We start from the raw sequence: 25196 nt of genomic DNA, 5'->3' as shown, positions 1-25196 counted from the left end.
CGATCGCGGCACTGCTGTCTTTCCATCACATCTGCGCTGGAATCCTAGCATGCTCCGCCGCAGCGTTCACCCGGGATCCGCGCAATTTTTTGGTCTGCAGCAGCGAGGATGCTGCCGGCCCAGGAGCGCGGCCGGCAGCGACACTGGTATTTTGATGCCGAAACTGCCTGTCGCTCAGGCGCTCACGGCATTGCGCGTGATGACATGGCGATAATAGGACGCGCTCAGCTTGGGCGTTCGCACCTGCGTGTCGAAATCGACGTAATAGACGCCGAAGCGCTGCTTGTAGCCGAACACCCACTCGAAATTGTCCAGCAGGCTCCAGAGGAAATAGCCCTTCACGGGGACCCCCTCCGACGTCGCACGCTGCAACTGGGCCAGGTAGTTGCGCAGATACATGACCCTGTCGAGATCGTGGACCTTGCCGTCCGCCGTCATCCTGTCGTCCGACGAGGTGCCGTTCTCGGTGATGTAGATGGTCTTCAAATTCCAGATCTTCGCCGCGAGCTTCGGCACCCAATAGGCGGTCTCCGGGCCGACCAGCAGCCAGGGCGAGCTCATATGCGGGAACGACGCCGGCATCGGCAGCACGTCGAAGCCCGGCGCGCGCTCGGAGGCGACGACATAGGCCTGTGGCGCGTAGATGTTGAGGCCGACGAAATCGACCGGCGATGAGATGATCTTCAGCTCGTCGGCGGTGAATGTCGGCGCGTCCTTGCCCGACCAGGCCAGGAAGCCATCGGTGTAGCGGCCCTCGAGGATCACGTTGAGGAAGCCGGCGTTCATCTCGCGCGTCGCGATCTCCGCGGCGCGGATGTTCTCCGCGGTATCGATCGCCGGCAAACACGCTGTGATGTTTTCGGCCATGCCGACCTGCGTGCCGGCGCGGCCGCCGGCGCGGATCGCCTGCACGGCGAGACCATGGGCCAGCGCCACGTGATGCCGCGCCTGGTTGACCTCCTGCGGCGGCAGCTTCAGCCCGGGCGCGTCGATGCCGAGGCCGTAACCGAAGGGAATGAAGCGCCCGCATTCGTTGATCGTGAAGATGGTCTTGACGCGGTCGCTGAGATGCTGCGCCACGTAGCCGGCGTAGTGCGCAAAGGCCTTCGCCGTCTCCGCCGAGCGCCAGCCGCCGACGCTGTCCTGCAGCGCCTGCGGCAGGTCCCAGTGATACAGCGTCGCGTAGGGCGTGATGCCGTTCGCCAGCAGTTCGTCGACGAGGCGCTGATAGAAGTCGAGGCCCTTAGGGTTGGGCTTCGTCCCGCCATCGGGAAACAGCCGCGGCCATGCGATGGAGAAGCGATAGGCGCGGCAGCCGAGCTCCTTGATGAGCCGCACGTCCTCCTTGTAGCGGTTGTAATGGTCGCAGGCGACGTCACCGGTGCTGCCGTCCTCGATGTTGCCCGGCCGATGCGTGAACACGTCCCAGATCGACGCGCCGCGGCCGTCTGCATTGGCGCCGCCCTCGATCTGGTACGATGAGGTCGCCGTGCCCCAGACGAAATCCGCCGGAAACCGGCGTCCCATGTCCTCCTTCACGGCGCCCTCCTCCGCCTGCGCCGGGCCGCCGGCCGCCCCCAGGGCAGCCAGTCCGGCCAGCTTTGCAAGATCACGGCGAGAGACGTCATTCGGCATTGATGAACCTCAATTCTCCGGCGCTTGAGCCGCCGACGGGCGGACGAAAACCCTAGGAACCACATCCTGCGGCGGATTTGAACCTGCGGAACCCGCCGAAAAGAAGTTGCAGCGCAGCGCGCCGCGCGCGACCGTCAGATTTCCAACGACCGCTGGCTCGACACTGCCCGGCGATCCCCGTATTTTCGCGTCATGAGCGATCACCATCACCATCACGACCATTCGCATGATCACTCGGATTTGTCCGAGACCGAGCTGCGCGTCCGCGCCCTCGAGAGCATCCTGACCGAGAAGGGGTATGTCGATCCGGCCGCGCTCGACGTGCTGATCGAGACCTATGAAAGCAAGGTCGGGCCTCGCAACGGCGCGCAGGTCGTCGCACGCGCCTGGAGCGATCCGGCGTATCGCGCGCGCCTGCTGGCCGATGCCACGCCGGCGATCGGCGAGCTCGGCTATGCCGGCCGGCAGGGCGAGCACATCGTGGCCGTCGAGAACACGCCCGAGCTGCACAACATGGTCGTGTGCACCTTGTGCTCCTGCTATCCCTGGCCGGTGCTCGGCCTGCCGCCGGTCTGGTACAAGTCCGCGCCCTATCGCGCCAAGGCGGTCAGGGATCCGCGCGGCGTGCTGAAGGATTTCGGCTTCGAGCTGCCGCCGTCGACCAAGATTCGCGTCTGGGATTCGACCGCCGAGGTGCGCTATTTCGTGCTGCCGATGCGTCCGGCCGGCACCGATCATTGGAGTGAAGAGCAGCTCGCCGAGCTCGTCACCCGAGACAGCATGATCGGCACCGGCCTGCCGAAGCAACCGCACGAGGCTGGACGCTGATGGATGGCGCGCATGACATGGGCGGCGTCGCAGGATTCGGTCCGGTGCGTCCGGAGCCGGACGAACCGGTGTTTCACGCCGAATGGGAGCGCCGCGCTTTTGCGCTGACGCTCGCGATGGCGACGCCCGGCGGCTGGAACATCGACATGTCGCGCTTCGCGCGCGAGAACCGCGCGCCGGATGATTACCTCGGCAAGAGCTACTATCAGATCTGGCTCGCGGGCATCGAGCGGCTGATGCAGGAGCGGCATCTCGTCGACGCCGACGAGATCGCCGCCGGCCGCGCGCTGCATCCGGCGCAGCCCGTCGCTAGGATTCTCACCGCCGACGCCGTCGGCCCGACCCTGCTGCGCGGGGGACCGACGGAGCGCCAGGCGACCAAGCCCGCGCTCTTCACCGTCGGCGATCGCGTTCGCGCCAAGGATATCCATCCGGGGACGCATACGCGGCTGCCGCGCTACGTCCGCGGCCACATTGGCCGCATCGATGCGGTCAGGGGCATGCACGTGTTTCCGGACAGCAACGCGCATGGCAAGGGCGAAGACCCGCAATGGCTCTACACGGTGTCGTTCAACGGCGCCGAGCTCTGGACCGATGCGCCGGATCCGCTGCTGGAGGTGACCGTCGACGCCTTCGAGCCCTATCTGGAGCGCGCATGACGACGCCCGATCGCGAGGCGGCGCTCGCCGCTGTGCGCGCCCTGCCCGACCTTCCGATCGACCGTGACGGGCCGGTGTTTCGCGAGCCGTGGGAGGCCCACGCCTTTGCCATGGCGGTGACGCTGCATGCGCGAGGCCTCTTCACCTGGGTCGAATGGGCAGCCGCGCTGGCCGAGGAGATTGCGCGTGCGCAGAGCGCCGGGGATGCCGATTGCGGCGACACCTACTACCGGCACTGGCTGGCGACGCTCGAGCGGCTGGTCGCGGAGAAGGGACTGGCCTCTCCCGAGACGCTGACGCGCTATCGCGACGCCTGGGACCACGCCGCCGATCGCACCCCGCACGGCAAGCCGATCGAGCTCAGGCCCGAGGATTTCGCCGCGTGAGTCATCGCACGGCCGATGCTTAATGATCGGTGAGCAGAATGCCCGGCCTTTGACGGTCTCGCCTTAACGGCCGGGTATTCATGCCCGGAAGAGCCGTATTCGTTCGAAATTGAACGTTCATCACTGTGTCCGTAGCGTCCCGCGCATCTTCTTGAATGAAGTTGAGGGGGACGTCGAGAAATGCCCGCGCCAGAGTTCGCCACCATCGTCGACACGCTCGCCGGCGTGCGTCATGACTACCATGAGAAGCTCAAGTCGATTCCGCAATACGAAGCGTTGTTATTGATCCAGAGCTCAACCGAGAAGGCCGCCGGCGTCCTGCATGGCACCGAGGCCGGCTTGATCGCCACCGACGTGATCGACTCGCTGCAATATGCGCGCAATCGCTTCGAGCAGCACATGACCTCGATCCCGGAGTACCGCGTGCTGGCCGCGCTCGACCGGCTGATCAAGGAGGTCTCGCAGCACCTCGGCCTCGCGTCGCAGGACGAGGCGCCGGCTGATGAGCCCGCGGCAGCGGCAAGTCCGGAAGCAGCTAGTCCCGAGCCGGCTGCCGAGGCCGTCGCCGCAGCGGAGATGGCAGAGACGGAAGCACCTGCCGAGGAAGCTGCGCCAGCCGAGGCCGAACCGGACGTGGTCGCCCAGGAAGAGGCCGAAGAGGAAGCGGCCGCCACCGAGACCGCTGAAGCCGAGGCGCCGGCGCTTCGCGTCGTCGATGCGCCGGTGGCCTCGCCTTCGATCGTGCCGGCCAGCCATGACGCGGATGCCGTGCATGAGGATGACATCGTCGTGCTGAACGCCCCCGCCTGGGAGAAGAGCGGCAAGGACGCCAAGGACGACATCACCGCGCGTCTCGCCGCGCAGGCGGCCGCCGCTGCGGCCCATGAAGGCGAGGATGATCACGACGTCGCCGACGCCGATCTCGTCGTCGTCAGCAAGCGTGAGCCGTCGGATCACGAAGCCGCCTGAGCTTACTTGCAATACCCATTCGCGGGGCCTTCAGGCCCCGCTTTCGTATCAGGACGCGACACCCGCGATGAACTCGCGCCAGCCCTTGGCGCGTAGCTCGCAGGCGGGGCACTGGCCGCAGCCATGTCCCCATTCGTGGCGCTCGCCGCGATCGCCGAGATAGCAGGTGTGCGACTGGTCGCGGATCAGATCGACGAGGCCGTTGCCGCCGAGATCGTGCGCCAATCGCCACGTGGCGGCTTTTGACAGCCACATCAGCGGCGTGTGGAGTTCGAAGGCGCTTGCCATGCCGAGGCTCAGCGCCGTCTGTAGCGACCTGATGGTCTCGTCGCGACAATCCGGATAACCCGAATAATCCGTCTCGCACATGCCGCCGACGATGTGACGGATGCCGCGCCGATAGGCGAGCGCCGCTGCGAAGGTCAGGAACACCAGGTTGCGGCCGGGCACGAAGGTGTTCGGCAGGCCGTCTTCGCCCATCTCGATCGCGACGTCGCGCGTCAGCGCGGTTTCGGAGATCGAGGCCAGCGTCGGGATGTCCAGCGTGTGGCTGTCGCCGAGCTTGCCGGCCCAGTCGGGCCGCAGCCGCGCGATCCCCTCGACCAGCCGATCGCGGCAGGCCAACTCGATGGCATGACGCTGGCCGTAGGCGAACCCGATCGTCTCGACGCGCGCGAAGCGGTCGAGCGCCCAGGCCAGGCAGGTGGTGGAATCCTGCCCGCCGGAGAACAGCACCAGGGCCGTCATGTCCTGCTCGCGCGTCGCGTTCTGGTCACTCATGCTGGTCACTCATGGCCTTCCGCTTAGCATCATCGCAGGACCGGGCCAACCCGCTGCCGCGGCCCGCGCCATCAACCGGTTTTTGCTGGGACCGGTGCGCCGCTTGGGGCATACAGGACGGATCGAACGATGCTGTCAGGATTTGCCCATGCTTCCTTCCCGCGACATCTCACGCCTGATCGAGATCATGGCGGCCTTGCGCACACCGGTCACCGGCTGTCCGTGGGATGTCGAGCAGACCTTCGAGACCATCGCCCCCTACACGATCGAGGAAGCCTATGAGGTGGCGGACGCGATCACGCGTGCGGATCTCGATGATCTGCGCGAGGAGCTCGGCGATCTCCTGTTGCAGGTGGTCTATCACGCGCGGATCGCCGAGGAGCAAGGCGCGTTCGCGTTCGGCGATGTCGTCGAGGGCATCACGAAGAAGATGATCCGCCGCCATCCGCATGTCTTCCCGGACAAGGACGGCAACGTCACCAAGCCGACCAAGGGCACCTGGGATCGCATCAAGGCCGAGGAGAAGGCCGAGCGCGCCGCCCGCCGGCCGCCCGAGGAGCAGGCCGGCAAGTCGTCGCTGCTGTCGGGCGTCAAGGCCGGACAGCCGGCGCTGGTGCGCGCGATGGAGCTGCAGCGAAAAGCGGCGACCGTCGGCTTCGACTGGAACGACCCGCGCGCGGTGCTGCAGAAGATCCGCGAGGAGGCCGACGAGATCGAAGCCGCCCTCGACAAGAAGGACGCGACCGAGCTCTCCGCCGAGACCGGCGACCTGCTGTTCGCGCTCGTCAACCTCGCCCGCCACGCCGATGTCGATCCCGAGACCGCGCTGCGCGGCACCAATGCCAAGTTCGAGCGCCGCTTCGCTTATATCGAGCGCACGCTCGCGCAGAAGGGACGGACGCTCGAAGAAGCTTCGCTCGACGAGATGGACGAGCTGTGGAACGAGGCGAAACGGCTGGAGACATAGCGCGCGATCGCCGAAGGTGCCTGATCAAGCGCCCTTGGCCGACAGCACGCGCTTGGTGACTTCGATGAAGCGCTGGGCCGCCGGTGACAGGCCGAAATCGGCCCGGCTCAGCAGGGATACGTGACGATGGATCGTCGGCTGTGACAGCGGCACGGCGGCAAGCGTCGGAAACTGCCCCTGCGGCAGCATGTGTCCGGGCAGAATGCTGACCCCTGCCCCCTCGGCGGTGAGCGAGAGCGCGGTTGTGATCAGCGAGACCTCCAGCACCGGCTTGAGGGCTCGCCCGCTCTGCGCCAGCGCCTCGTCGATCTGACGGCGAATCCGCGTACCCCGGCGCATCGTGATCAGGTCGGAGCTCATGATGCCGTCCCAGGTCAGACGGCGGCTCTTTTCGAAGCGGCCGTCCTTGATCCCGATCGCCGAAAGCGGACTCTGCATCAGCGGCTCGATCCGCACCTCCGCAATGCCCTCGTCCTCGACGCTGCCGAGGCCGAACTCCGCATCCCCCGCCATCACGACCGCGATCAGCTCATCCGGCGCGACATCGCGCAGATCGATGCTGACGTCGGGATGCCGCGATCGAAACGCGGCGAATACCCGCGGCAACAGCGCCGATGCCACCCCGGCCGAAACCGCGATGGAGATGCGGCCGGACTTGATCTCGGCGAGGTCGCGCATGCGCTGTGATAGCCCCTGCGCGCCGGCGATGATGCGCTCCGCGGCCGTGATCGCCTCGCGGCAAGCCGCGGTCGGGTGCAGGGCGCGCGTCGTCCGGTCGAACAGCCTGAGTTGAAAGTGATCCTCGATCTGCCGGATCAGCAGGCTGATGGCCGATTGCGTGACCCGCAGCTCGGCCGCCGCCTTGGTGATGCTGCCGAGCCGATACACCAGGACCAGGGCCTCCAACTGGCGCAGTGTCGGTCCCATTAGCTTTCCTCATGAATGAATGAGAATTTTGTGGCTAATCGAAAGAGTTTGATCATGCAACATATTTGCAAACAGCCGGCGCCACCGAGGGCGCGAGGTAACAACAAGCTCACTGGGGAGGGACAATTGTCGCAAGCGATCAATCTCACACGCTACGTCGACGAACGACCGTTGTCGGGATTCCAGGTCCGGGTGATCTGCCTGTGCGCGCTCGTCGTCGGGCTCGACGGCTTCGACGCCCAGGCGCTCGGCTTCGTGGCGCCCGCCCTCAGCAAGGATCTGCACCTCGCGCCGGGAGCCTTGGGCCCCGTGTTCGGCGCCTCGCTGTTCGGCGTGATGGTCGGCTCGCTGGTGTTCGGCGCGCTCGCCGACTATCTCGGACGCAAATGGCTGGTTGTGGCCGGCGTCCTCGTGTTTGCGCTGGGATCGCTGGCGACGACCCAGGCTGGAAGCGTATCCGACCTCGTGCTCATTCGCTTCGTCACCGGCATCGGCCTCGGCGGCGTGCTGCCCAACACGATCGCGCTGACCGGCGAATACGCGCCGCAGCGCCGCCGCACCCTACTGATCATGCTGATGTTCATGACGGTGTCGCTGGGCTCGGCGATCGGCGGCGCGGTCGCGGCCAAGCTGATCACCGCCTATGGCTGGCAGGTCATCTTCCTCATCGGCGGCGTCCTGCCGCTGCTGCTTTGCCCGGTTCTGATCGTCTGGCTTCCGGAATCGCTGTCACTGCTCGCGCTCGATCCGAGCAAGAGCAACCGGGTCCGCGCGCTGCTGGCGCGCATCGATCGATCCGCACGGCTTCCGGCCGATGCGCGCTTCACGATCGTGGAGGAGAGCGGCAAGGGCTTCCTGCTGCCGCAGCTCTTCACCAACCGGCGCCTGCTGCCGACCCTGCTGCTGTGGGTCATGTTCTTCATGAACATGATGGACATCTACTTCCTCAACAGCTGGCTGCCGACGCTTACGCATGGCGTCGGGCTCGACGTCCAGGCGGCGATCGCCGTCGGCGTGGCGTTCCAGCTCGGCGGCATGCTCGGCACGATCGGCCTCGGGCTGCTGATCGAGCGGTTCGGCTTCGACCGCGTGCTGTTCGTGACCTACGTCGCCGGCTTTCTGTCGATCATCACCATCGGCGTCGCCGGCGCCGCGCTGCCGATCCTGGTGCCTGCGGTCTTCATTGCCGGCGTCGCCGTGATTGGCGGACAGATCGGCTGCAACGCCTACGCGGCGCGGATCTATCCGACCTACATCCGCGGCACCGGCATCGGCTGGGCGCTCGGCATCGGCCGGTTCGGCTCGATCCTCGGCGTCACCATCGGCGGCCTGATGCTGGCGGCCAAATGGGACGTCGCCTCGCTGTTCCAGGCCAGCGCGGTGCCGCAACTGTTCTCGGCGCTCGTGATCCTGGGACTGGCGCTCCTCAGCATGCGCGGCAGCCTCCCGACCTCCGACGAACCCCAGCGCGAGGCGCTCTCGGCGCCGGAGCGCGCCTAGATCACACGCAAAGAAAGCATGACATGAAGATGATTCAGACCCAGGTGCTCATCGTGGGCGCGGGCCCGGTCGGACTGACCGCGGCCATGGATCTTGCCTCCCGCGGCATCGACGTCGTGGTCGCCGAGATCCGGCGCGCCGGCGAGCCGCCGAACGTCAAATGCAACCACGTCTCGGCGCGCTCCATGGAGGTGTTTCGCCGCCTCGGCATCGTCCGGCAGGTGCGCGACGGCGGCCTGCCCGCTGATTTTCCCAATGATTGTGCCTACCGCACCGCCGTGGTCGGGCGCGAGCTGACGCGCATCCCGATCCCCTCCCGCCAGGACCGCTACACCGCGACGGGAGGGCCAGACACCGATTGGCCGACGCCGGAGCCGCCGCACCGCATCAACCAGATCTATCTCGAGCCCATCCTGTTCGCCTGCGCCGAGGCGCAGCCTCGCATCAAGATCCTCAACCGCGTTCAGCTCGATCGGTTCGAACAGGACGACAACGGCGTCGTCGCCCACGCCCGTGATCTCGACTCCGAGCAGGACATCACGATTTCAGCCGACTACCTGATCGGCTGCGACGGCGGCCGCTCCACCGTGCGCCGGCTGATCGGCTCCCGCCTTGGTGGGACCGACGTCGTGCAGCGGGTGCAGTCGACCTACATCCATGCGCCCGCGCTGAAGGATCTCATCACCCAGAAGCCGGCCTGGATGACGATGTCGCTCAACCCCAGGCGCTGCGGCACCACCGTGGCGATCGACGGCCGTGACACCTGGCTGATCCACAACCATCTCGCGGCCGAGGAGATCGAGTTCGACAGCGTCGATCGCGATTGGGCGCTGCGCACCATCCTCGGCGTCGACGATCGCTTCCAGTACGAGATCATCAGCAAGGAGGATTGGATCGGCCGTCGCCTGGTCGCCGATCGCTTCCGCGATCGCCGCGCCTTCATCTGCGGCGATGCCGCGCATCTGTGGATTCCCTATGCGGGCTACGGCATGAACGCCGGGATCGCCGACGCCGTCGATCTGTGCTGGATGCTGGCCGGCGTCATCCAGGGCTGGGCCGCCCCTGCCCTGCTCGACGCCTATGAAGCCGAGCGCCAGCCGATCACCGAGCAGGTGTCGCATTTCGCCATGAACCACGCGCTTGCCGTGATGAGCCAGCGGCGCTCGGTCCCTCCCGAAGTGGAAATGGATGGCCCCGCCGGCGATGCCGCGCGCAGCAAGGTCGGCCAGGCCGCCTATGACCTCAACGTGCAGCAATATTGCTGCGCCGGCCTGAACTTCGGCTACTACTACGATCGGTCGCCGGCCATCGCCTATGATGGCGAGACGCCGCCGCCCTACGGCATGGGCCACTTCACCGCCTCCACGGTGCCGGGCGCACGCGCGCCCCATGTCTGGCTCGCGGATGGACGGTCGCTGCTGGATGCCCTCGGCCCGGCCTATACGCTGGTCCGGTTCGATCCGGCAGTCGATGCCACGGCGATCGTGGAGGCCGCAGCCCGTCAGGGCGTCCCCTTGGTGCTCGTGGACGTCGACCGCGCCAAGGCCGGCTATCAGTTCGCGGAACACCTGCTGCTGCTCCGGCCGGATTCGCACATTGCCTGGCGCGGCATGGCCGCACCGCGCGATCCCGGACAGCTGTTCGACCGCCTGCGTGGCAACGCAATCCAGCCTGAGGCCATGCACCGTGACGCTGCCGTCGTCGCCTGATCCGCGCCCCCGCGCCGCTGCCCGCCATAGCACGGCGCATTATTTCCTCGAGGCGCTGGTCGAGCTCGGCATCGACTACATCTTCGCCAATCTCGGCACGGACCATGTGTCGCTGATCGAGGAGATCGCACGCTGGGACGCCGAGGGGCGATGCCACCCCGAGGTGATCCTATGCCCCCACGAGGTGGTCGCGGTGCATATGGCGATGGGCTATGCGGCCATGACAGGCCGCGGCCAGGCCGTTTTCGTCCACGTCGATGCCGGCACCGCCAACGCCTGCATGGGCATCCAGAATGCCTTTCGCTACCGGCTGCCGGTCCTGCTGGTCGCCGGGCGCGCGCCTTTCGCCGTCCATGGCGAGCTGCCGGGAGGCCGCGATACGTACGTCCACTTCGTCCAGGACAGTTTCGATCAGGCCAGCATCGTCAGGCCCTACGTCAAATGGGACTACACGCTGCCCTCGGGGGTGGTCGTGAAGGAAGCGCTGGCGCGCGCGGCCGCCGTGATGCACAGCGATCCGCCTGGTCCGGTCTACATGATGCTGCCGCGCGAGATTCTCGCCGAGCTGTGGGACGACGACGCCATGCCCACCTACCCGCCTGCGCGCTTTGGCAGCGTCATGGCGGGAGGGATCGAGCCGGAGCTCGCCTGGGCGATTGCGGACGCGCTGATGCAAGCGGACAACCCGATCGTGCTGACCGCCTATCTCGGACGCAATGCCGAGGCCGTTGCCATGCTCGAGCGGCTGGCGCTCGTGTGCGGAATTCGCGTTGCCGAGTTCAATCCCGTCACCATGAACATCTGCCAGGACTCGCCCTGCTTCGCCGGCTCCGATCCCGGCGCGCTCGTCGCCAACGCCGACCTCGGTCTCCTGATCGACATCGACGTCCCGTTCATTCCGCAGACTCTCAAAGCAGCGGACCGGCTGCGATGGATCCAGATCGACGTCGATGCGCTCAAGGCCGACATTCCGATGTGGGGGTTCGCGACCGACCTTCGCGTTCAGGGCGACTCGGCCGTCATTCTGCGCCAGGTGCTGGAGATCGTCGTCGCCCGCAGCAACGAGACCTATCTGAAGAAGGTCCGTGATCGGATCGCAAGCTGGAGGCCGGCCCGCGAGGCCACGGAGGCCAGGCGGAGCTCTGCGGCTGCCCAGAAGGGCTCACGCGGCGCCATCAACCCGGCCTATCTGTTTGCCCGGCTGCAGGCGCTGCTGTCGGAAGACGACATCGTGCTCAACGAGGCGGTCCGCAACGCTCCGGTCCTGCAGCAGCAGCTCCGCCGCACCAGGCCGATGACCTATGTGGGTCTGGCCGGCGGCGGGCTCGGCTTCAGCGGCGGCATGGCGCTGGGGCTCAAGCTCGCCAATCCCGAGACGCGCGTCGTGCAGGTGATCGGCGACGGCGCCTATCACTTCGCGGCGCCGGACTCGGTCTATGCCGTCTCGCAGCAGTATCAGCTGCCGATCTTCACCGTGATTCTCGATAACACGGGATGGCAGGCCGTGAAGGCCTCGGTCCAGCGTGTCTATCCCGACGGCGCCGCGCAGCAGAGCGACTCGTTCCTGTCGCGACTTTCGACGGGGCGCCAGGACGAACAGCGGCGTCTCGCCGACATCGCCTGCGCGTTCGGAGCCCATGGCGAGCGGACTGACGATCCCGACGCGCTCGATGCAGCCATCGAGCGCTGCCTTGCAGCCGTCGACGGCGGCCGCGCCGCAGTTCTGCATGTTGCAGTCACGCCGCTTTAGCCGCCGCTCACGCGACCCGGGGCACGCCGTGATAACGCTCGACGACGATGTCGCGCTTGGTGGCGTCGACACGCACCGTCATATCGTAGTGCCCCTCGTGCAGTTCCTTGGCGAGCACTTCGGCATTGCGGTGCAGCCAGCTGATGCCGGCACCGTCGGCCGCATCGATCGTGAGATCGAGCGTGGTGCGCGCGGCCGCGAGGCGATCTTCGATCGCCTGCAGCAACACGTCGACGCCCTCGCCCGTTGCGGCGGAGACCATGAGGCACGGCCGCTCCGGCGGTCGGCGCGCGGCGATGTTGGCGAGATTCTCGCGCGCGGCCTCATCCAGACGATCGATCTTGTTCCAGACCTCGATGAGGCCGTCGGTCGCTTGGGGATCGATGCCGAGCTGGCTCAGCACCAGCTCGACGTCATGCTGCTGCGCCTCGGCATCCTCATGCGACATGTCGCGCACATGCAGGATGACATCCGCCTCCAGCACCTCTTCCAGCGTCGCGCGAAAGGCGGCGACGAGTTGGGTCGGTAGGTTGGAGATGAAGCCCACGGTGTCGGACAGCATCGCCTTGCCGCCATGCGGCAAAGTGATCGCGCGCAGGGTCGGATCCAGCGTCGCGAACAGCATGTCCGCGGCCTGGACGTCGGCGCGCGTGAGCCGATTGAACAGCGTCGACTTGCCGGCATTGGTATAGCCGACCAGCGCGACCACGCGATACGGCACGCGCTGGCGTCCGGCGCGATGCAGCCGCCGCGTCGCCTGCACCTTCTTCAGCTCGTTCTCGAGCCGGGTGATGCGATCGCCGATCAGTCGGCGGTCGGCCTCGATCTGGGTCTCGCCGGGGCCGCCCATGAAGCCGAAGCCGCCGCGCTGGCGCTCGAGATGGGTCCAGGACCGCACCAGGCGGCTGCGTTGATAGTTGAGATGCGCGAGTTCGACCTGCAGCGCGCCTTCCTTGGTCTTGGCGCGGCGGCCGAAGATTTCGAGAATGAGACCGGTGCGGTCGAGCACCTTGGTGTTCCAGGCCTTCTCCAGATTGCGCTGCTGGATCGGCGACAGCGCGCAGTCCATCACGACCAGCTCGGCGCCCTGCCCGGCGATGACGCCGGCGATCTCGTCGACCTTGCCCTTGCCGAGATAGGTCGCGGGACGGATCTGCCCGATCGGCGCGAGAATCGATTCGGCGACCACGAGATCGATGGCGCGCGCGAGACCGGCGGCCTCGTCGATCCGCGCCTCGAAATCTCGCATGTCGGCGTGCGCGGACTGCGCGTCATCGCCGCGGCGCGCCCGCAAATAGGGGCCGACCACGATGACCAGCCCCGTTGTCTTGACGTCATCCGGCCTCGAAAGGCCGATGAACCCTTGGCGATCCCTGGGTTCCAATCAGGTCACTCTCACGTCAGGTCACTCTCACGCAGACGCGTCCTCGCCGCCTTCGAACAGCTGAATCGGGGCGCCCGGCATGATCGTCGAGATCGCATGCTTGTAGACGAGCTGCGAGTGACCATCGCGCCGGAGCAGCAGGCAGAAATTGTCGAACCAGGTGACAATCCCCTGCAGTTTCACGCCATTGACCAGGAAGATCGTGAGCGGCGTCTTGGTTTTGCGGACATGGTTGAGAAAGGTGTCTTGTAGGTTTTGTGCGCGGTCGGCCGCCATTGTTGTTATCTCGCAGTCTTGTGCTTTTTCTTATTGAACCTTCGATGACCCGATCGCAGGCCCCGGATTCATCGATGGTCCCATGGTCCATTGAGATCCCCCTCGAGGGACCACGGGATGCCGGATTAGAAGACAGGCGAGCATATTAGGCAAGCCGCTTGCAAGGAAGCGGGTTCCAAAAGACCCGGATTCGCCCGTAAAATTCCGGAACTGGACGGATTTTCCAGTGTAAATTCGTCCAGTCGGCAAAGTTGGCCGGGTTGAGAGGCGCTAGCCCACCCCCAGTGCCTTCAGCTTGCGATGCAGGGCGGACCGTTCCATCCCGACGAACTCGGCGGTGCGCGAGATGTTGCCGGAGAAACGGCTGATCTGGGCGATCAGATAATCGCGCTCGAACACCTCGCGGGCCTCGCGCAGCGGCAGGCCCATGATGTGCTCGCCATTGTTGCTGGTCGGCATCGCCGGCACCATCGAGCCGACGTCAGGCGGCAGCATATCCGCGGTGATGATCACCTCCGGCCCGCCGGCCGCGAGAATCATCACGCGCTCGACATTGTTGCGGAGCTGGCGGACGTTGCCCGGCCACACATGCGACTGCAGCACGGCCATCGCGTCCTGACCGATCTGCCGCTTCGGCAGGCCGGTCGTGACGGAGATCTGGTCCATGAAATAGTCGATCAGCTCGGGAATGTCCTCACGCCGCTCGGACAGCGGCGGCACGCGAATCGGCACCACCGAGAGGCGATGATAGAGATCCTCGCGGAAGCGGCCCGCCGCGATCTCCTCCTCCAGATTGCGCGCGGTCGAGGAAATGATGCGGACGTCGACATGCACCTTGGTGGTGCCGCCGGCGCGCTGGAAGGTCTGGTCGACCAGCACGCGAAGGATCTTGTTCTGCGTCTCGCGCGGCATGTCGGCGATCTCGTCGACGAACAGCGTGCCGCCATGCGCCTCCTCGAGCGCACCGGTCTTGCGCGACTGCTCGCCGTTGGACTGCTCGATGCCGAACAGCTCCTCCTCCATCCGCTCCGGCGTGATCGCGGCGGCGTTGATGACGACGAACGGCCCCTCCGCGCGCGGCGACTGCGCGTGCAGCGTGCGCGCGGCGAGCTCCTTGCCCGAGCCCGGCGGACCGACGATCAGGATGCGGCTGTTGGCCTTGGCGGCGCGCTCGATAGTCTGGCGCAACTGATTCATCGACGGCGAGCGGCCGGTCATCGTGCTCGCGGTCGGCGCCAATTGCTTCAGCTCGCGCACCTCGCGCTTCAGGCGCGAGTTCTCCAGCGCGCGCGTCGCGACGAGAATCAGCCGGTCCGACTTGAACGGCTTCTCGATGAAGTCATAGGCGCCGCGCTTGATCGCGGCGACCGCGGTCTCGATGTTGCCGTGGCCGGAGATCATCACGACCGGCAGATCGGGATGGTCCTTCTTGATCTGCTCCAGCAGCTGCAGGCCGTCGAGCTTGGAGCCCTGCAGCCAGATGTCCAGGAACACCAGGTTCGGACGCCGGCTCGTGATCTCCGCGAGCGCCGAATCGCTGTCGCGCGCGGTTCGCGTCGTGAAGCCCTCGTCATCCAGGATGCCGGCAACCAGCTCCCGGATATCGGCTTCATCGTCGACAATCAGAATATCACTCGCCATGGGTCACGCCTGTCTCGTCAGCTGCCGGTTGCGGCTTGGATCTTTGGTTCATCATTGGTCGTTTGGACCGGGTCTGCGGTTTCGCCGCTGCCGGTCTTCTGCGCATTGTTTGTGGCCGCCGCCTGCTCCTTGGCATCCGTCTTCGCGGCCTGGCCGGAGACGGCGAAGCGCAGTCGCATCCAGGCGCCGCGCTGGCCGGAACGGAAGTCGGACGCGTCCTTCAGCTCGAGCTTGCCGCCATGGTCTTCCAGCACGCGGCCGACGATCGCGAGCCCGAGCCCTGTGCCCTTGGCGCGCGTCGTGACGTAGGGCTCGAGCAGGCGCTGCCGCGCCACCTTCGGCAGGCCGATGCCGTTGTCGATCACGTCGATCAGCACGTCCTCGCCCTCGCGCGAGGCGACGACGTCGATGCGGCCCTTGCCGAGTTCCGCCTCGGGCACCACCTCGATCGCCTCGGTCGCGTTCTTGATGATGTTGGTCAGCGCCTGCGAGATCAGCCGGCGGTCGAACTGCGCGCGCAGCGGGTCCTGCTTGATCTCGGTCTCGATGTCGATCTCGGGATGCGCGACCTTCATCAGGAACACGGCCTGGCGCACGGTGTCGGCCACGTCCTCGCCTTCCATCACGGGCTTGGGCATCCGCGCGAACCGCGAGAACTCGTCGACCATTCGCCTGATGTCGTCGACCTGCCGCACGATCGTCTCGGTACATTGCTCAAATACGGCCTTGTCCTCGGTGATGACCTTGCCGAATTTGCGGCGAATCCGTTCTGCGGAAAGCTGAATTGGCGTCAGCGGATTCTTGATCTCGTGTGCGATGCGGCGCGCGACGTCGCCCCAGGCAGAGGTGCGCTGCGCGGAGACCAGTTCGGTGATGTCATCGAGCGTGATGATGTAGCTGTCGCGCGCCTGGTTGGTCTGCTCGGCCGTGACGCGCACCGACAGATTGCGCTCGTGACCGTCGCGCTGGATCGTGATCTGTCCCTGCACAAGGCGCTGCTTGCCCTCGCGCGCGGTCTTCATCATGTCGTCGAGCTCGGGCAGCACGTCGGAGAGCGGATGATCGAGCACCTCCTGCTCGGCATGGCCGATCAGCTTCTCGGCGGAGCGGTTGAGGATGCCGACGCTGCCGGACGCATCAACGCCGATGATGCCCGCCGAGGCCGAGGACAGCACGGCCTCGATGAAGCGGCGGCGGCTGTCGATCAGGTCGCTGGCGCTCACCAGCTCGTCGCGCTGCGTGCGCAGCTCCTGCGTCATCTTGTTGAAGGTCTGGCCGAGCTGGGCGAGATCGCCCTCCGAGCGATGCACCGGCACCTGGACGTTGAGATCGCCGGTCGAGACGGTGTGGGCGGCATTCATCAATTGACGGATCGGCGCCACCAGCCAGTTGGCGAAGTTCAGCCCGATCAGCACCGAGGCCATCAGGATCGTCAGCGCGATCACCGCGAACATCAGGGCGAAGGCGATCTGGATGCCGAAGCGCCGCGCCTCGACCTGGGCATATTCGGCGACCGACAGCTCGGTCTGCTTGAGCTGGTCGACGACCTGCGGATCGAGCGGACGGGCGACGTAGAGGAACGTGTCGTTGAAGGCGCGCAGCCGGATCACGGCGGCGACGTAGTTCGACTCCGGCAGGACCGCGATCTCCGGCTCCTGCTCGCCGACATTGTTGAGGAACTCCGGCGCCGGCGGCGAATAGGCGAGCTGCACGCCGCCGGTCTCCGCCCACACGATCGGGTTGGTGTTCTTGTCGATGATCATCGCGCCCGGCAGGTTGCGGGAGGCGGCGCTGGCGGTCAGCAGCTCGCGGAAGCTGGCGCGGTCCTGATCGAACAGCGGCCGTGCCCGCGCGATGTCGGTGGCCATGCCGATGATGTCGCCGCGGATGAACTGGGCGTGCTCCTGCATGTAGGCGCGCGCGATGGTCAGCGAGTTCTGGATCGCGACCTTGGCGGGCCCGGAGAACAGCCGGTCGAGACCGCGGTCGATGGTGACGTTGGCGGCGACCGCGACCAGCACCGCCGGTAGCACCGCGATCACCGAGAACAGGCTGACGATCTGGACATGCAGCCGCGCCGCCGCCCGGCCGCGCCGGCGGGCCTGCACGACCTGCCAGACCTCGCGGATGATGATCCCGACCAGGATTAGGATCGTTCCGGCGTCGATCAAATAGAAGGTCTTGACCACCTCGGTGGTCGGCTCGACCGGGGTCAGCCCGACCAGCACGATGAAGGTCAGGAAGGCCGACAGCAGCGCGAGCGCCACCGCCACCGGCGCCAGCCAGGTGCGCCAGGTCCAGCGTCGGCCATCGGCGGACGCGGAATCGAAGGGGGTGGCCGAGGTTTCTGCGCTGGTCATTCCGGCAAGGGTGGTGAGGATGAACGCGGCACGTCCGGGGAATCGGACTGATGCATTCCTACCACGCTGTTGCCAAATTGCGACAAATCCACGGCGCGGAAGTCCGTCGCGGGTTTGTCTACAATAATTCTCAGCTGGGGCGGGTTTGCGCCCGCCTCGGGAGTATCAAATCACCGTCATCAGCCGCCGCTGCGGTAAACCTGGATGTCCAGGTCGCGAATCTTCTTGCGCAGCGTGTTGCGGTTGAGGCCGAGCAGGTCGGCGGCGCGGATCTGGTTGCCGCGGGTGGCGGCGAGCGCGGCCGTCAGCAGCGGGATCTCGATCTCCTTGAGGATGCGGTGATACAGGCCCGGCGGCGGCACGCCGTTCGGGAAACCCTGGAAGTGCGAGGATAGATAGGCCTCGACGGCGCCGCCGAGATTGTCGATCGAGGTCGGCGCGTTGGAGCCGGTGGTGACCGCCGGCGGCGCCAGCTCGCCGTCGATCACCGAGGCGGTGATGACGTCCTGCGGGTACAGCGCGGCGAGGCGGCGGGCGAGGTTTTCCAGCTCGCGGACGTTGCCCGGCCAGCGGTGCTGCTTGAGCCGCTCCAGCGCGGCAGCGTCGAGCTTCTTCGGCGGCAGCCCGTCCTTCTCGGCCAGCGCGAAGAAGTGCCGCACCAGGTCCGGCAGGTCCTCGATGCGCTCGCGGAGCGGCGGCAGCCGCAGCGGCACGACGTTGAGGCGGAAGAACAGGTCCTCGCGGAACAGCCCCTGCTGGATCAGGATGCGCAGGTCCTTGTTCGAGGCCGCGACGATGCGGACGTCGGTCTTGATCGGGGTACGGCCGCCCACGGTGGTGTATTCGCCCTGCTGCAGCACGCGCAAAAGCCGCGTCTGCGCCTCCATGGGCATGTCGCCGATCTCGTCGAGGAACAAGGTGCCGCCCTCGGCCTGCTCGAAACGGCCGGAGGCGCGGGTGTTGGCGCCGGTGAAGGCGCCGCGCTCATGGCCGAACAGTTCCGATTCGATCAGGTCGCGCGGGATCGCCGCCATGTTGACGGCGACGAACGGGCCGTTGCGGCGCTTGCCGTAGTCATGCAGCGCGCGCGCCACCAGCTCCTTGCCGGTGCCGCTCTCGCCGGAGATCATCACCGTGAGGTCGGTCTGCATCAGACGCGCGAGCACGCGGTAGATCTCCTGCATCGCCGGCGAGCGGCCGACCAGCGGGATCGATTCGAACTCGTTGTCGTCGGGCTGGCTCGCCGCCCGCTCCTTCGGCTCGGCGAGCGCGCGGCCGACGATCGCGATCAGCTCCTTCAGGTCGAACGGCTTCGGCAGATACTCATAGGCGCCGCGCTCCGAGGCCCGGATCGCGGTCATGAACGTGTTCTGCGCGCTCATGACGATCACGGGGAGGTTCGGCCGCATCTTCTTGATCCGCGGCAAGAGGTCGAACGCGTTCTCGTCGGGCATCACCACGTCGGTGATGACGAGATCGCCCTCGCCCTGGCTCACCCAGCGCCACAGCGTGGCGGCATTGCCGGTCAGCCGCACCTCGTAGCCGGCGCGTGAGAGCGCCTGGTTCAGGACCGTGCGGATGGCCGTATCGTCGTCGGCAACGAGAATGCTACCTGCAGGCATGGGTGGTCCTCAATTTGATCCCTGAGAGGCATGCAACGACGTCCCCGAAACGTCGTCGCCAATGCTGTTTTTTGGGCCGTGGTCTTGTTGTTTGGTTGCGCTGTACATCGGCATCAGCACCCGGAAGGTCGTCTTGCGCGGCTGCGATTCGCACTCGATGATCCCGCCGTGGTCGCCGATGATCTTCGCGACCAATGCAAGACCGAGGCCGCTTCCGGTCGGCTTGGTGGTCACGAACGGATCGAACAGATTGGGCATCAGGTCCTCGGGCACGCCGGGGCCGTTGTCCTTGACGCAGAACTCCAGCGGCAGCGACACCCGCGACTTCTTGCCGGGCACCGACAGCCGCACGCCCGGACGGAAGGCGGTGGTGAGCTGGATCTCGGCGTCCGAGCCGAGGTCGACGACCGCTTCCGCGGCATTCTTGACCAGGTTCAGGAACACCTGGATCAGCTGGTCCTGGTTGGCCAGCACCGGGGGCAGCGACGGATCGTAGTCCTCGATGAAGCGGATGTTGCGCGCGAAGCCCGACTGCGCCAGCCGCTTCACATGATCGAGCACGGAGTGGATGTTGACGGGCCCGCGCGCCACCGGCCGGTCGTCGCCGAACACCTCCATGCGGTCGACCAGGGTGACGATACGGTCGGCCTCGTCGCAGATCAGCCGCGTCAGCATGCGGTCCTCGGAGGAGGCCTGCTGCTCCAGCAGCTGTGCAGCGCCGCGGATGCCCGACAGCGGGTTCTTGATCTCATGCGCCAGCATCGCGGCCAGCGCGATCACCGAGCGCGCGGCGCTGCGATGGGTGAGCTGGCGGTCCATCTTGTCGGCGATGGTGCGCTCCTGCAGCATCACCACGATGTGCCCTGCCCGCTCCGGCAAGGGGGCCACATGAAGATCGACGAGCCGGTCGGCGCCGGTGCGCGGCGTGCCGAGGTCGACCTTGTACTCGTTGACCGGCGCGTTGGTGGTGCGCACCTGGTCGATCAGCGCCAGCAGCGGCGAGCCGAACGGCACCAGCTTCTTCAGCGACTGCCGCTGCAGAAACTGCGTCGAGGAATCGAAGAACGATTCCGCCGCCATGTTGGCGTCCATGATCATGCCGTCCGGGCCGATGACCAGGACCGGATTCGGCAGGGCGTTGAGGATGGCATCGCCATCCGACGGAAGGCGCTTGCGCTGTTCTGCGGCTGAGCTCATGCGGCTGCACTCCAGGCAAAATCGTCAAAGGCCTCGCGCAGCGCCCGGTGCACCTGGGACGGCTGCTCCGATGTCAGGATACGCTCGCGCCACGCCTTCAGTTTTTCGGCCGGCGCCTGGGCATGCTCGGCGGCGACGTCGAGCCCCCAGCTGAGATGCTTGCGGGCGTGGCGCAGGCCGACCCGCTCGCCATAGTGGCGGCAGATTTCGTCATAGAGCGCCGTGAGCAGATCGAGCTGCCGGGCGAGCTCCGGCGCGCCCTCCTCGGCCCCGCCGTCGAGCCTGCGACCGATCTGGCCGGGCAGCCAGGGCTGCCCCTGCGCGCCGCGACCGATCATGACCGCATCGGCGCCGGAGGCGTCCAGCGCCTCGCGGGCGTCCTCATAGCTCGTGATGTCGCCATTGACGAGGACCGGCAGGTCGACGGCCTGCTTCACCGCGCGCACCGCGCTCCAGTCGGCCTCGCCCTTGTAGAACTGCTGCCGCGTCCGCCCATGCACGGTGATCAGCTGCACGCCGGCGGCCTCGGCGCGGCGTGCCAACTCCGGCGCGTTCAGGCTGCGCTCGTCCCAGCCGAGCCGCATCTTCAGGGTCACGGGCACGTCGACGGACTCGACGGTCGCCTCGATCAGGGTCAGCGCATGATCGAGGTCGCGCATCAAGGCGGAGCCGGACTGGCCGCCGGTGACGTGGCGCGCCGGACAGCCCATGTTGATGTCGATGATGTCGGCGCCGCCATCAGCCGCGACCTTGGCGCCCTCGGCCATCCAGTGCGCCTCGCAGCCCGCGAGCTGCACCACATGCGGGCCGATTCCGCTGGCCTCGCAGCGCAGCCGCGATATCCACCGTCCGCGCACCAGATCGTCGCTCGCGGTCATCTCGGAGACCACCAGGCCTGCGCCGAGCTCGGCCGCGACTCGACGGAACGGCGCGTCGGTGATGCCCGACATCGGCGCGAGGACAGCCCGGTTGGCGAGCAAAACGTCGCCTATCTTCAACTGTTTGGCAGGTGTATTGGCCGGACCGGTCACGAACGACTCTTAAAGCTCATGCGACGCATCATTGCGTCTGCCCTGCACTCTCAAGCACAATTCTTGGGCAGTCAAGCGTCATGCCTACACTTTAGCCAAGACCATCCACATTTCAAGTGCAGTGCAGCAAAATATGCTTGTTCGGCAGTCATGGTAAACCCGTGAGCTGCCGGGTTTTTGCATGGCTTCGTGCAGATGCGCGAAAGACCGGGCCAGGCCCGGACCAAATCTGCCCGTCGAGGTGATGTTGCACCCTTCACCTTAACTGGAGTCGCCGCCGCGCCTCATGCAATGTGTGATCCTGCTCGCTTAACATCCTCTGCGGATGTAAGAAGCCGCGACCATTCACCGCTCCCTCATCTCATCAGCATCGATACCCTGTTCCCATGACGACTTCTCAGCGGACTGCAGCCATTCTCGTCGCGGCCGGCCGTGGCCTGCGCGCCGGCGCCGGCGGTCCGAAGCAATACCGCAGCATTGGCGGCCGCACCGTCATCCATCGCGCGCTCGCAGCTTTCGCCGAGCATCCCGAGGTCGCGGTGGTGCAGCCGGTGGTGAATCCCGATGACATCGACGTCTTCAATGCGGCCGTGTCAGGCCTGCGCCACGAAGCGCCTGCGCATGGCGGCGCCACGCGTCAGGCCTCGGTGCTCGCAGGTCTCGAGGCGCTGGTGCCGCACAAGCCGGAGATCGTGCTGATCCACGACGCCGCCCGTCCCTTCGTGACACCGGCCGTGATCTCGCGGGCGATCGTCGCTGCGAACAAGACCGGCGCCGCGATCCCCGTCGTGCCCGTCACCGATACGATCAAGGAAGTCGGTGCCGCCGGCGACATCACCGCGACGCCGGAGCGCGCGAAACTGCGCATCGCGCAGACGCCGCAGACCTTCAAGTTCGAAACGATTTTGGAGGCGCATCGCCGCGCGGCGCGCGACGGCCTGACCGAGTTCACAGATGATGCGGCGATTGCCGAATGGGCGGGATTGACCGTCGCGACCTTTGAGGGCGATGTTGCCAACATGAAGCTCACCACCCCGGAAGATTTCGTGCGCGAGGAAGCGCGCCTCGCAGCATCGCTCGGCGACATCAGGACCGGCACCGGCTACGACGTCCACGCCTTCGGCGAAGGCGACCATGTCTGGCTGTGCGGCCTGCGTGTGCCGCATAGCAAGGGCTTCCTGGCCCACTCCGACGGCGACGTCGGCCTGCACGCTCTGGTTGACGCGATTTTAGGCGCCCTGGCCGACGGCGACATCGGCTCGCACTTCCCGCCCTCCGACATGAAGTGGAAGGGCGCCTCCTCCGACCAATTCCTGAAATACGCCATCGAGCGCGTCACCGCCCGCGGCGGCCGCATCGCCAATCTCGAGGTCACGATGATCTGCGAGCGCCCGAAGATCGGACCTTTGCGCGACCAGATGCGCGCCCGCATCGCCGAGATCTCCGGCATCGACATCTCGCGCATCGCCGTGAAAGCCACCACCAGCGAACGCCTCGGCTTCACCGGCCGCGAGGAAGGCATCGCGGCCACGGCCAGCGCGACGATCCGGCTGCCGTGGGGTGTGTAGCGAGTAGGACTGGATCGATCCGACCAGGTGACGGAGACCTCCGCTCCTGACATCGAGGTACGAGATTGATCCAATCCGAGCTTGAGTCGAGCTATCACCGCGACCACGGTGCGCTCCCTCGCCCCGTTCTTACGGGGAGAGGGTTGGGGTGAGGGGCAGCCGCACGGGCGGTGCGTGCGGACAGCCCCCCTTACCCGGATCGTATCTGACGATGCGATCCGATCTCGCCCGCCCGAGCGAAGCCTCGCTTCGCCCTGGCGAAGCGAGGTGAAACCGAGCCCATGGAAGCGTCTCGAAATCCATCGGGGCACTCTCTCTTCGGCGCGGTGTTGTTGGGGTAGCTATCGCTGCGAGGACGACCGGGGACATGGCGAGCGAACGTCAAATCGGCTCCACCAGTGCGCTGGCCCGCTCGCTGCTCGACCTCTGCCGGTCGCGCAAGCTGATGATCGCGACCGCCGAATCCTGCACCGGCGGCCTGGTCGCCGCCGCGCTCACCGAGATCCCCGGCTCCTCCGATGTCATCGATCGCGGCTTCGTCACCTATTCCAATGAAGCCAAGCGCGCGATGCTCGGCGTCGAGGCCTCCACATTGCAGACCTTCGGCGCCGTCTCCAAGGAGACCGCGATCCAGATGGCCGTCGGCGCCCTCGAGCGCGCCGACGTCGACCTCGCCGTCGCGATCACCGGCATCGCCGGCCCCGGCGGCGCCACCCCCGGCAAGCCGGTCGGCCTCGTCCACTTCGCCGTCGCCGCCCGCGACGGCCGCATCACCCACCGCGAGCACCGCTTCGGCGCCATCGGCCGCAGCACGGTGCGGACGCGATCGGTGATCGAGGCGTTGCGAATGCTGATGGAGCTGGCGAGGCCGCAGGTGCCGGCCAAGCCGAAGCGCGCCGCGGCGACCCGGCTGCGCCCGCGCGTGGCACGGGCACCAAGGCTGCATCCGGTGAAGCGGCCGCCGAGACGGCCGCGGACGTAGTGGCCGTTGAAGGTTCAGTGAAGCGAAGCTTCAGAGACCGTGCTTCGCCCAGATCGAGCTGATCTCATGATCGGTCGCGAACTCGCGTTGATCCGCTTCGCGAAGAGAGCCTTCAAACGAAGCAAAGTCTGCGGGGGTCAACTCCACACGAGCATCGTCGTGCCCGGTCAGGCGCAACAGCACACGCGCCAATTCGTCCTGCTCTTCGGCCGGAAGCTGGCGTGCCACATCGAAAGCTTTCTCAAGCAGAGTAGTCATGTTGGAAATCTGGACCGGCAAGCAATAGGTGGAAGTCCTCCGCCGCTCGCGAGTGGCGGGCTGGCTATACTTTGCCCCGCCGTAGACCAATCATCAACGACCCGCGTTTGCCTGCTCATGAGGGTGAGGCGACGCTGTCGCCTCACCCTCGGTCGTCATCCCCGCGAAAGCGGGGATCCATAACCACAGGATCCAGTGTGGCGGCACGTCCGTGGCTCAGATCTCGTTTGACCAGATCTGCTGCGGAGTATGGATCCCGGGTCGGCGCCTTCACGGCGCTATGCGCCGTGAAGGCTTGCCCGGGATGACAGCGGTGGGTGGGCCGGCCCCTCCGTTTCAGCTGAAGTCTTCACGCACGCCAGAACGGTCGCCGGCACAACCGCCGCGCTTCGTCGCGCGTGAGGCCGTAGTCCTCCAGCACTTCGTCGGCGAGCCAGGGCAGTTCCCTGGCGAAGCAGCGGCGCTCGCGCCAGCGTGCCCACCAGAGCCGGAGCAGCGATTTTGGCTCGGGCTCAGCGCCGCCGGGGTCGGCCACGGGATGCGGCAAGTAGTAGACGTTGGCTCCCGGCTTTGGCGAAGCAGGACGTCGCGCGGAGCGACCGCGACAGTGCTCGAAGATCCGCGGCGCATGCGCGACACCACGCAATCCGCGCGTCCCGATAGCGCTGAGGCTCGGATCGTCGGTCGTGCTCGGCATGACGGGCTCCCCTCGAAACGAAGACCTGCCGGCAACAAAAAAACCGCCAGGTCTCTGGCGGCTGTTCGGA

23 protein-coding genes are annotated in these 25196 nt (G+C 66.5%); 10 read left to right on the top strand and 13 right to left on the bottom strand.

The window, feature by feature from the left end; translation table 11 throughout:
• Positions 1–174 precede the first annotated feature (174 nt).
• Together ACQR0Z_RS17800 and ACQR0Z_RS17795 are read right to left on the bottom strand one after the other, a co-directional pair.
• Positions 175–1635 carry a GH1 family beta-glucosidase gene (locus ACQR0Z_RS17800; RefSeq protein ID WP_434919510.1) on the bottom strand — a complete coding sequence of 487 codons (1461 nt, stop codon included), beginning with the start codon at positions 1633–1635 and terminating at the stop codon, positions 175–177.
• Between the two features lie 9 nt (positions 1636–1644).
• On the bottom strand, positions 1645–1857 hold the full coding sequence (locus ACQR0Z_RS17795; RefSeq protein WP_434859256.1) for a hypothetical protein: 213 nt from the start codon (positions 1855–1857) through the stop codon (positions 1645–1647).
• Here ACQR0Z_RS17795 and nthA point away from each other — a divergent pair.
• The 4 genes from nthA to ACQR0Z_RS17775 all read left to right on the top strand — a co-directional run bounded on the left by nthA (position 1828) and on the right by ACQR0Z_RS17775 (position 4477).
• Positions 1828–2463 carry a nitrile hydratase subunit alpha gene (nthA, locus tag ACQR0Z_RS17790; RefSeq protein ID WP_434919509.1) on the top strand — a complete coding sequence of 212 codons (636 nt, stop codon included), beginning with the start codon at positions 1828–1830 and terminating at the stop codon, positions 2461–2463. The genes ACQR0Z_RS17795 and nthA overlap by 30 nt on opposite strands.
• Positions 2463–3122 (top strand): nitrile hydratase subunit beta, encoded by a 660-nt coding sequence (gene nthB, locus ACQR0Z_RS17785; RefSeq protein ID WP_434919508.1) that lies wholly within the window; start codon positions 2463–2465, stop codon positions 3120–3122. The genes nthA and nthB overlap by 1 nt, the downstream gene beginning before the upstream one ends.
• Complete coding sequence (locus ACQR0Z_RS17780; protein ID WP_434858837.1) at positions 3119–3508, top strand: nitrile hydratase accessory protein; 390 nt, start codon at positions 3119–3121, stop codon at positions 3506–3508. Before nthB ends, ACQR0Z_RS17780 begins: the two co-directional genes overlap by 4 nt.
• A 180-nt stretch (positions 3509–3688) precedes the next feature.
• Positions 3689–4477: a hypothetical protein gene (locus tag ACQR0Z_RS17775; protein WP_434919507.1), complete on the top strand. Its 789-nt coding sequence runs from the start codon at positions 3689–3691 to the stop codon at positions 4475–4477.
• A 48-nt stretch (positions 4478–4525) separates the two neighbouring features.
• Here ACQR0Z_RS17775 and queC read toward each other — a convergent pair whose 3' ends face one another.
• On the bottom strand, positions 4526–5257 hold the full coding sequence (gene queC, locus ACQR0Z_RS17770; protein WP_434919506.1) for a 7-cyano-7-deazaguanine synthase QueC: 732 nt from the start codon (positions 5255–5257) through the stop codon (positions 4526–4528).
• A gap of 148 nt (positions 5258–5405) precedes the next feature.
• Here queC and mazG point away from each other — a divergent pair, with 148 nt between their 5' ends.
• Positions 5406–6224, top strand: a complete 819-nt coding sequence (gene mazG, locus ACQR0Z_RS17765; protein ID WP_434877448.1) for a nucleoside triphosphate pyrophosphohydrolase — start codon at positions 5406–5408, stop codon at positions 6222–6224.
• Between the two features lie 24 nt (positions 6225–6248).
• Here mazG and ACQR0Z_RS17760 read toward each other — a convergent pair whose 3' ends face one another.
• Positions 6249–7151 carry a LysR family transcriptional regulator gene (locus ACQR0Z_RS17760; RefSeq protein WP_434919505.1) on the bottom strand — a complete coding sequence of 301 codons (903 nt, stop codon included), beginning with the start codon at positions 7149–7151 and terminating at the stop codon, positions 6249–6251.
• A 126-nt stretch (positions 7152–7277) separates the two neighbouring features.
• On the opposite strand from ACQR0Z_RS17760, the gene ACQR0Z_RS17755 reads away from it, so the two are divergent.
• Genes ACQR0Z_RS17755 through ACQR0Z_RS17745 form a run of 3 tightly spaced genes read left to right on the top strand, consistent with a single transcriptional unit; the run spans position 7278 to position 12110 of the window.
• Positions 7278–8651, top strand: coding sequence for an MFS transporter (locus ACQR0Z_RS17755; RefSeq protein WP_434858842.1), 1374 nt, complete (start codon positions 7278–7280; stop codon positions 8649–8651).
• A 23-nt stretch (positions 8652–8674) separates the two neighbouring features.
• Positions 8675–10360 (top strand): FAD-dependent oxidoreductase, encoded by a 1686-nt coding sequence (locus tag ACQR0Z_RS17750; RefSeq protein WP_434919504.1) that lies wholly within the window; start codon positions 8675–8677, stop codon positions 10358–10360.
• The gene (locus ACQR0Z_RS17745) at positions 10338–12110 is read left to right on the top strand and encodes a thiamine pyrophosphate-requiring protein (protein ID WP_434919503.1); all 1773 of its coding nucleotides are present in this window, start codon (positions 10338–10340) and stop codon (positions 12108–12110) included. Before ACQR0Z_RS17750 ends, ACQR0Z_RS17745 begins: the two co-directional genes overlap by 23 nt.
• Before the next feature lie 7 nt (positions 12111–12117).
• On the opposite strand, the gene hflX is transcribed toward ACQR0Z_RS17745, so the two are convergent.
• From hflX to dusB, 7 genes are all read right to left on the bottom strand, one after another.
• Positions 12118–13494: a GTPase HflX gene (gene hflX, locus ACQR0Z_RS17740; protein WP_434877443.1), complete on the bottom strand. Its 1377-nt coding sequence runs from the start codon at positions 13492–13494 to the stop codon at positions 12118–12120.
• 27 nt (positions 13495–13521) lie between these two features.
• Entirely contained in the window at positions 13522–13770 is a 249-nt protein-coding gene (gene hfq / locus ACQR0Z_RS17735) for an RNA chaperone Hfq (protein ID WP_006613906.1), read from the bottom strand.
• A gap of 270 nt (positions 13771–14040) precedes the next feature.
• Complete coding sequence (locus tag ACQR0Z_RS17730; RefSeq protein WP_434858846.1) at positions 14041–15411, bottom strand: sigma-54-dependent transcriptional regulator; 1371 nt, start codon at positions 15409–15411, stop codon at positions 14041–14043.
• 17 nt (positions 15412–15428) lie between these two features.
• Positions 15429–17771 (bottom strand): ATP-binding protein, encoded by a 2343-nt coding sequence (locus ACQR0Z_RS17725; protein WP_434919502.1) that lies wholly within the window; start codon positions 17769–17771, stop codon positions 15429–15431.
• 179 nt (positions 17772–17950) lie between these two features.
• Complete coding sequence (gene ntrC / locus ACQR0Z_RS17720; protein ID WP_434858848.1) at positions 17951–19393, bottom strand: nitrogen regulation protein NR(I); 1443 nt, start codon at positions 19391–19393, stop codon at positions 17951–17953.
• A gap of 9 nt (positions 19394–19402) precedes the next feature.
• Complete coding sequence (locus tag ACQR0Z_RS17715; RefSeq protein ID WP_434858849.1) at positions 19403–20590, bottom strand: two-component system sensor histidine kinase NtrB; 1188 nt, start codon at positions 20588–20590, stop codon at positions 19403–19405.
• Positions 20587–21540, bottom strand: a complete 954-nt coding sequence (dusB, locus tag ACQR0Z_RS17710) for a tRNA dihydrouridine synthase DusB (RefSeq protein ID WP_434919798.1) — start codon at positions 21538–21540, stop codon at positions 20587–20589. The genes ACQR0Z_RS17715 and dusB overlap by 4 nt, the downstream gene beginning before the upstream one ends.
• A gap of 467 nt (positions 21541–22007) precedes the next feature.
• Between dusB and ACQR0Z_RS17705 the strand changes: the two genes are divergently transcribed.
• Together ACQR0Z_RS17705 and ACQR0Z_RS17700 are read left to right on the top strand one after the other, a co-directional pair.
• A complete protein-coding gene (locus ACQR0Z_RS17705; RefSeq protein ID WP_434919501.1) occupies positions 22008–23189 on the top strand; it encodes a bifunctional 2-C-methyl-D-erythritol 4-phosphate cytidylyltransferase/2-C-methyl-D-erythritol 2,4-cyclodiphosphate synthase in 1182 nt (393 codons plus the stop codon).
• A gap of 367 nt (positions 23190–23556) precedes the next feature.
• Positions 23557–24171 carry a CinA family protein gene (locus ACQR0Z_RS17700; protein WP_315799941.1) on the top strand — a complete coding sequence of 205 codons (615 nt, stop codon included), beginning with the start codon at positions 23557–23559 and terminating at the stop codon, positions 24169–24171.
• Between the two features lie 30 nt (positions 24172–24201).
• On the opposite strand, the gene ACQR0Z_RS17695 is transcribed toward ACQR0Z_RS17700, so the two are convergent.
• Both ACQR0Z_RS17695 and ACQR0Z_RS17690 read right to left on the bottom strand, forming a co-directional pair.
• Positions 24202–24429, bottom strand: a complete 228-nt coding sequence (locus ACQR0Z_RS17695) for a hypothetical protein (protein WP_434919500.1) — start codon at positions 24427–24429, stop codon at positions 24202–24204.
• A 349-nt stretch (positions 24430–24778) separates the two neighbouring features.
• Positions 24779–25126 (bottom strand): DUF1127 domain-containing protein, encoded by a 348-nt coding sequence (locus ACQR0Z_RS17690; RefSeq protein ID WP_434858853.1) that lies wholly within the window; start codon positions 25124–25126, stop codon positions 24779–24781.
• Positions 25127–25196: the final 70 nt, after the last annotated feature.

The sequence above is a fragment of the Bradyrhizobium sp. HKCCYLS3077 genome, from assembly GCF_051167555.1.
GTDB lineage: Bacteria > Pseudomonadota > Alphaproteobacteria > Rhizobiales > Xanthobacteraceae > Bradyrhizobium.
The sequence above is the reverse complement of the archived record's forward strand: the minus strand, read 5'-3'. Positions and strand labels throughout refer to the sequence as shown.

What these genes read in the sequence shown, in the direction of transcription:
- queC (WP_434919506.1), bottom strand. Translation starts at nt 5,257, where the DNA reads ATGAGTGACCAGAACGCGACGCGCGAGCAGGACATGACGGCCCTGGTG.
- ACQR0Z_RS17730 (WP_434858846.1), bottom strand. Translation starts at nt 15,411, where the DNA reads ATGGCGAGTGATATTCTGATTGTCGACGATGAAGCCGATATCCGGGAG.
- ntrC (WP_434858848.1), bottom strand. Translation starts at nt 19,393, where the DNA reads ATGCCTGCAGGTAGCATTCTCGTTGCCGACGACGATACGGCCATCCGC.
- ACQR0Z_RS17700 (WP_315799941.1), top strand. Translation starts at nt 23,557, where the DNA reads ATGGCGAGCGAACGTCAAATCGGCTCCACCAGTGCGCTGGCCCGCTCG.
- ACQR0Z_RS17795 (WP_434859256.1), bottom strand. Translation starts at nt 1,857, where the DNA reads ATGGTCGTGATGGTGATGGTGATCGCTCATGACGCGAAAATACGGGGA.
- ACQR0Z_RS17690 (WP_434858853.1), bottom strand. Translation starts at nt 25,126, where the DNA reads ATGCCGAGCACGACCGACGATCCGAGCCTCAGCGCTATCGGGACGCGC.
- dusB (WP_434919798.1), bottom strand. Translation starts at nt 21,540, where the DNA reads ATGTCGGGCATCACCGACGCGCCGTTCCGTCGAGTCGCGGCCGAGCTC.
- ACQR0Z_RS17775 (WP_434919507.1), top strand. Translation starts at nt 3,689, where the DNA reads ATGCCCGCGCCAGAGTTCGCCACCATCGTCGACACGCTCGCCGGCGTG.
- ACQR0Z_RS17715 (WP_434858849.1), bottom strand. Translation starts at nt 20,590, where the DNA reads ATGAGCTCAGCCGCAGAACAGCGCAAGCGCCTTCCGTCGGATGGCGAT.
- ACQR0Z_RS17705 (WP_434919501.1), top strand. Translation starts at nt 22,008, where the DNA reads ATGACGACTTCTCAGCGGACTGCAGCCATTCTCGTCGCGGCCGGCCGT.
- hfq (WP_006613906.1), bottom strand. Translation starts at nt 13,770, where the DNA reads ATGGCGGCCGACCGCGCACAAAACCTACAAGACACCTTTCTCAACCAT.
- nthB (WP_434919508.1), top strand. Translation starts at nt 2,463, where the DNA reads ATGGATGGCGCGCATGACATGGGCGGCGTCGCAGGATTCGGTCCGGTG.
- nthA (WP_434919509.1), top strand. Translation starts at nt 1,828, where the DNA reads ATGAGCGATCACCATCACCATCACGACCATTCGCATGATCACTCGGAT.
- ACQR0Z_RS17760 (WP_434919505.1), bottom strand. Translation starts at nt 7,151, where the DNA reads ATGGGACCGACACTGCGCCAGTTGGAGGCCCTGGTCCTGGTGTATCGG.
- ACQR0Z_RS17800 (WP_434919510.1), bottom strand. Translation starts at nt 1,635, where the DNA reads ATGCCGAATGACGTCTCTCGCCGTGATCTTGCAAAGCTGGCCGGACTG.
- ACQR0Z_RS17725 (WP_434919502.1), bottom strand. Translation starts at nt 17,771, where the DNA reads ATGACCAGCGCAGAAACCTCGGCCACCCCCTTCGATTCCGCGTCCGCC.
- ACQR0Z_RS17780 (WP_434858837.1), top strand. Translation starts at nt 3,119, where the DNA reads ATGACGACGCCCGATCGCGAGGCGGCGCTCGCCGCTGTGCGCGCCCTG.
- ACQR0Z_RS17695 (WP_434919500.1), bottom strand. Translation starts at nt 24,429, where the DNA reads ATGACTACTCTGCTTGAGAAAGCTTTCGATGTGGCACGCCAGCTTCCG.
- ACQR0Z_RS17750 (WP_434919504.1), top strand. Translation starts at nt 8,675, where the DNA reads ATGAAGATGATTCAGACCCAGGTGCTCATCGTGGGCGCGGGCCCGGTC.
- mazG (WP_434877448.1), top strand. Translation starts at nt 5,406, where the DNA reads ATGCTTCCTTCCCGCGACATCTCACGCCTGATCGAGATCATGGCGGCC.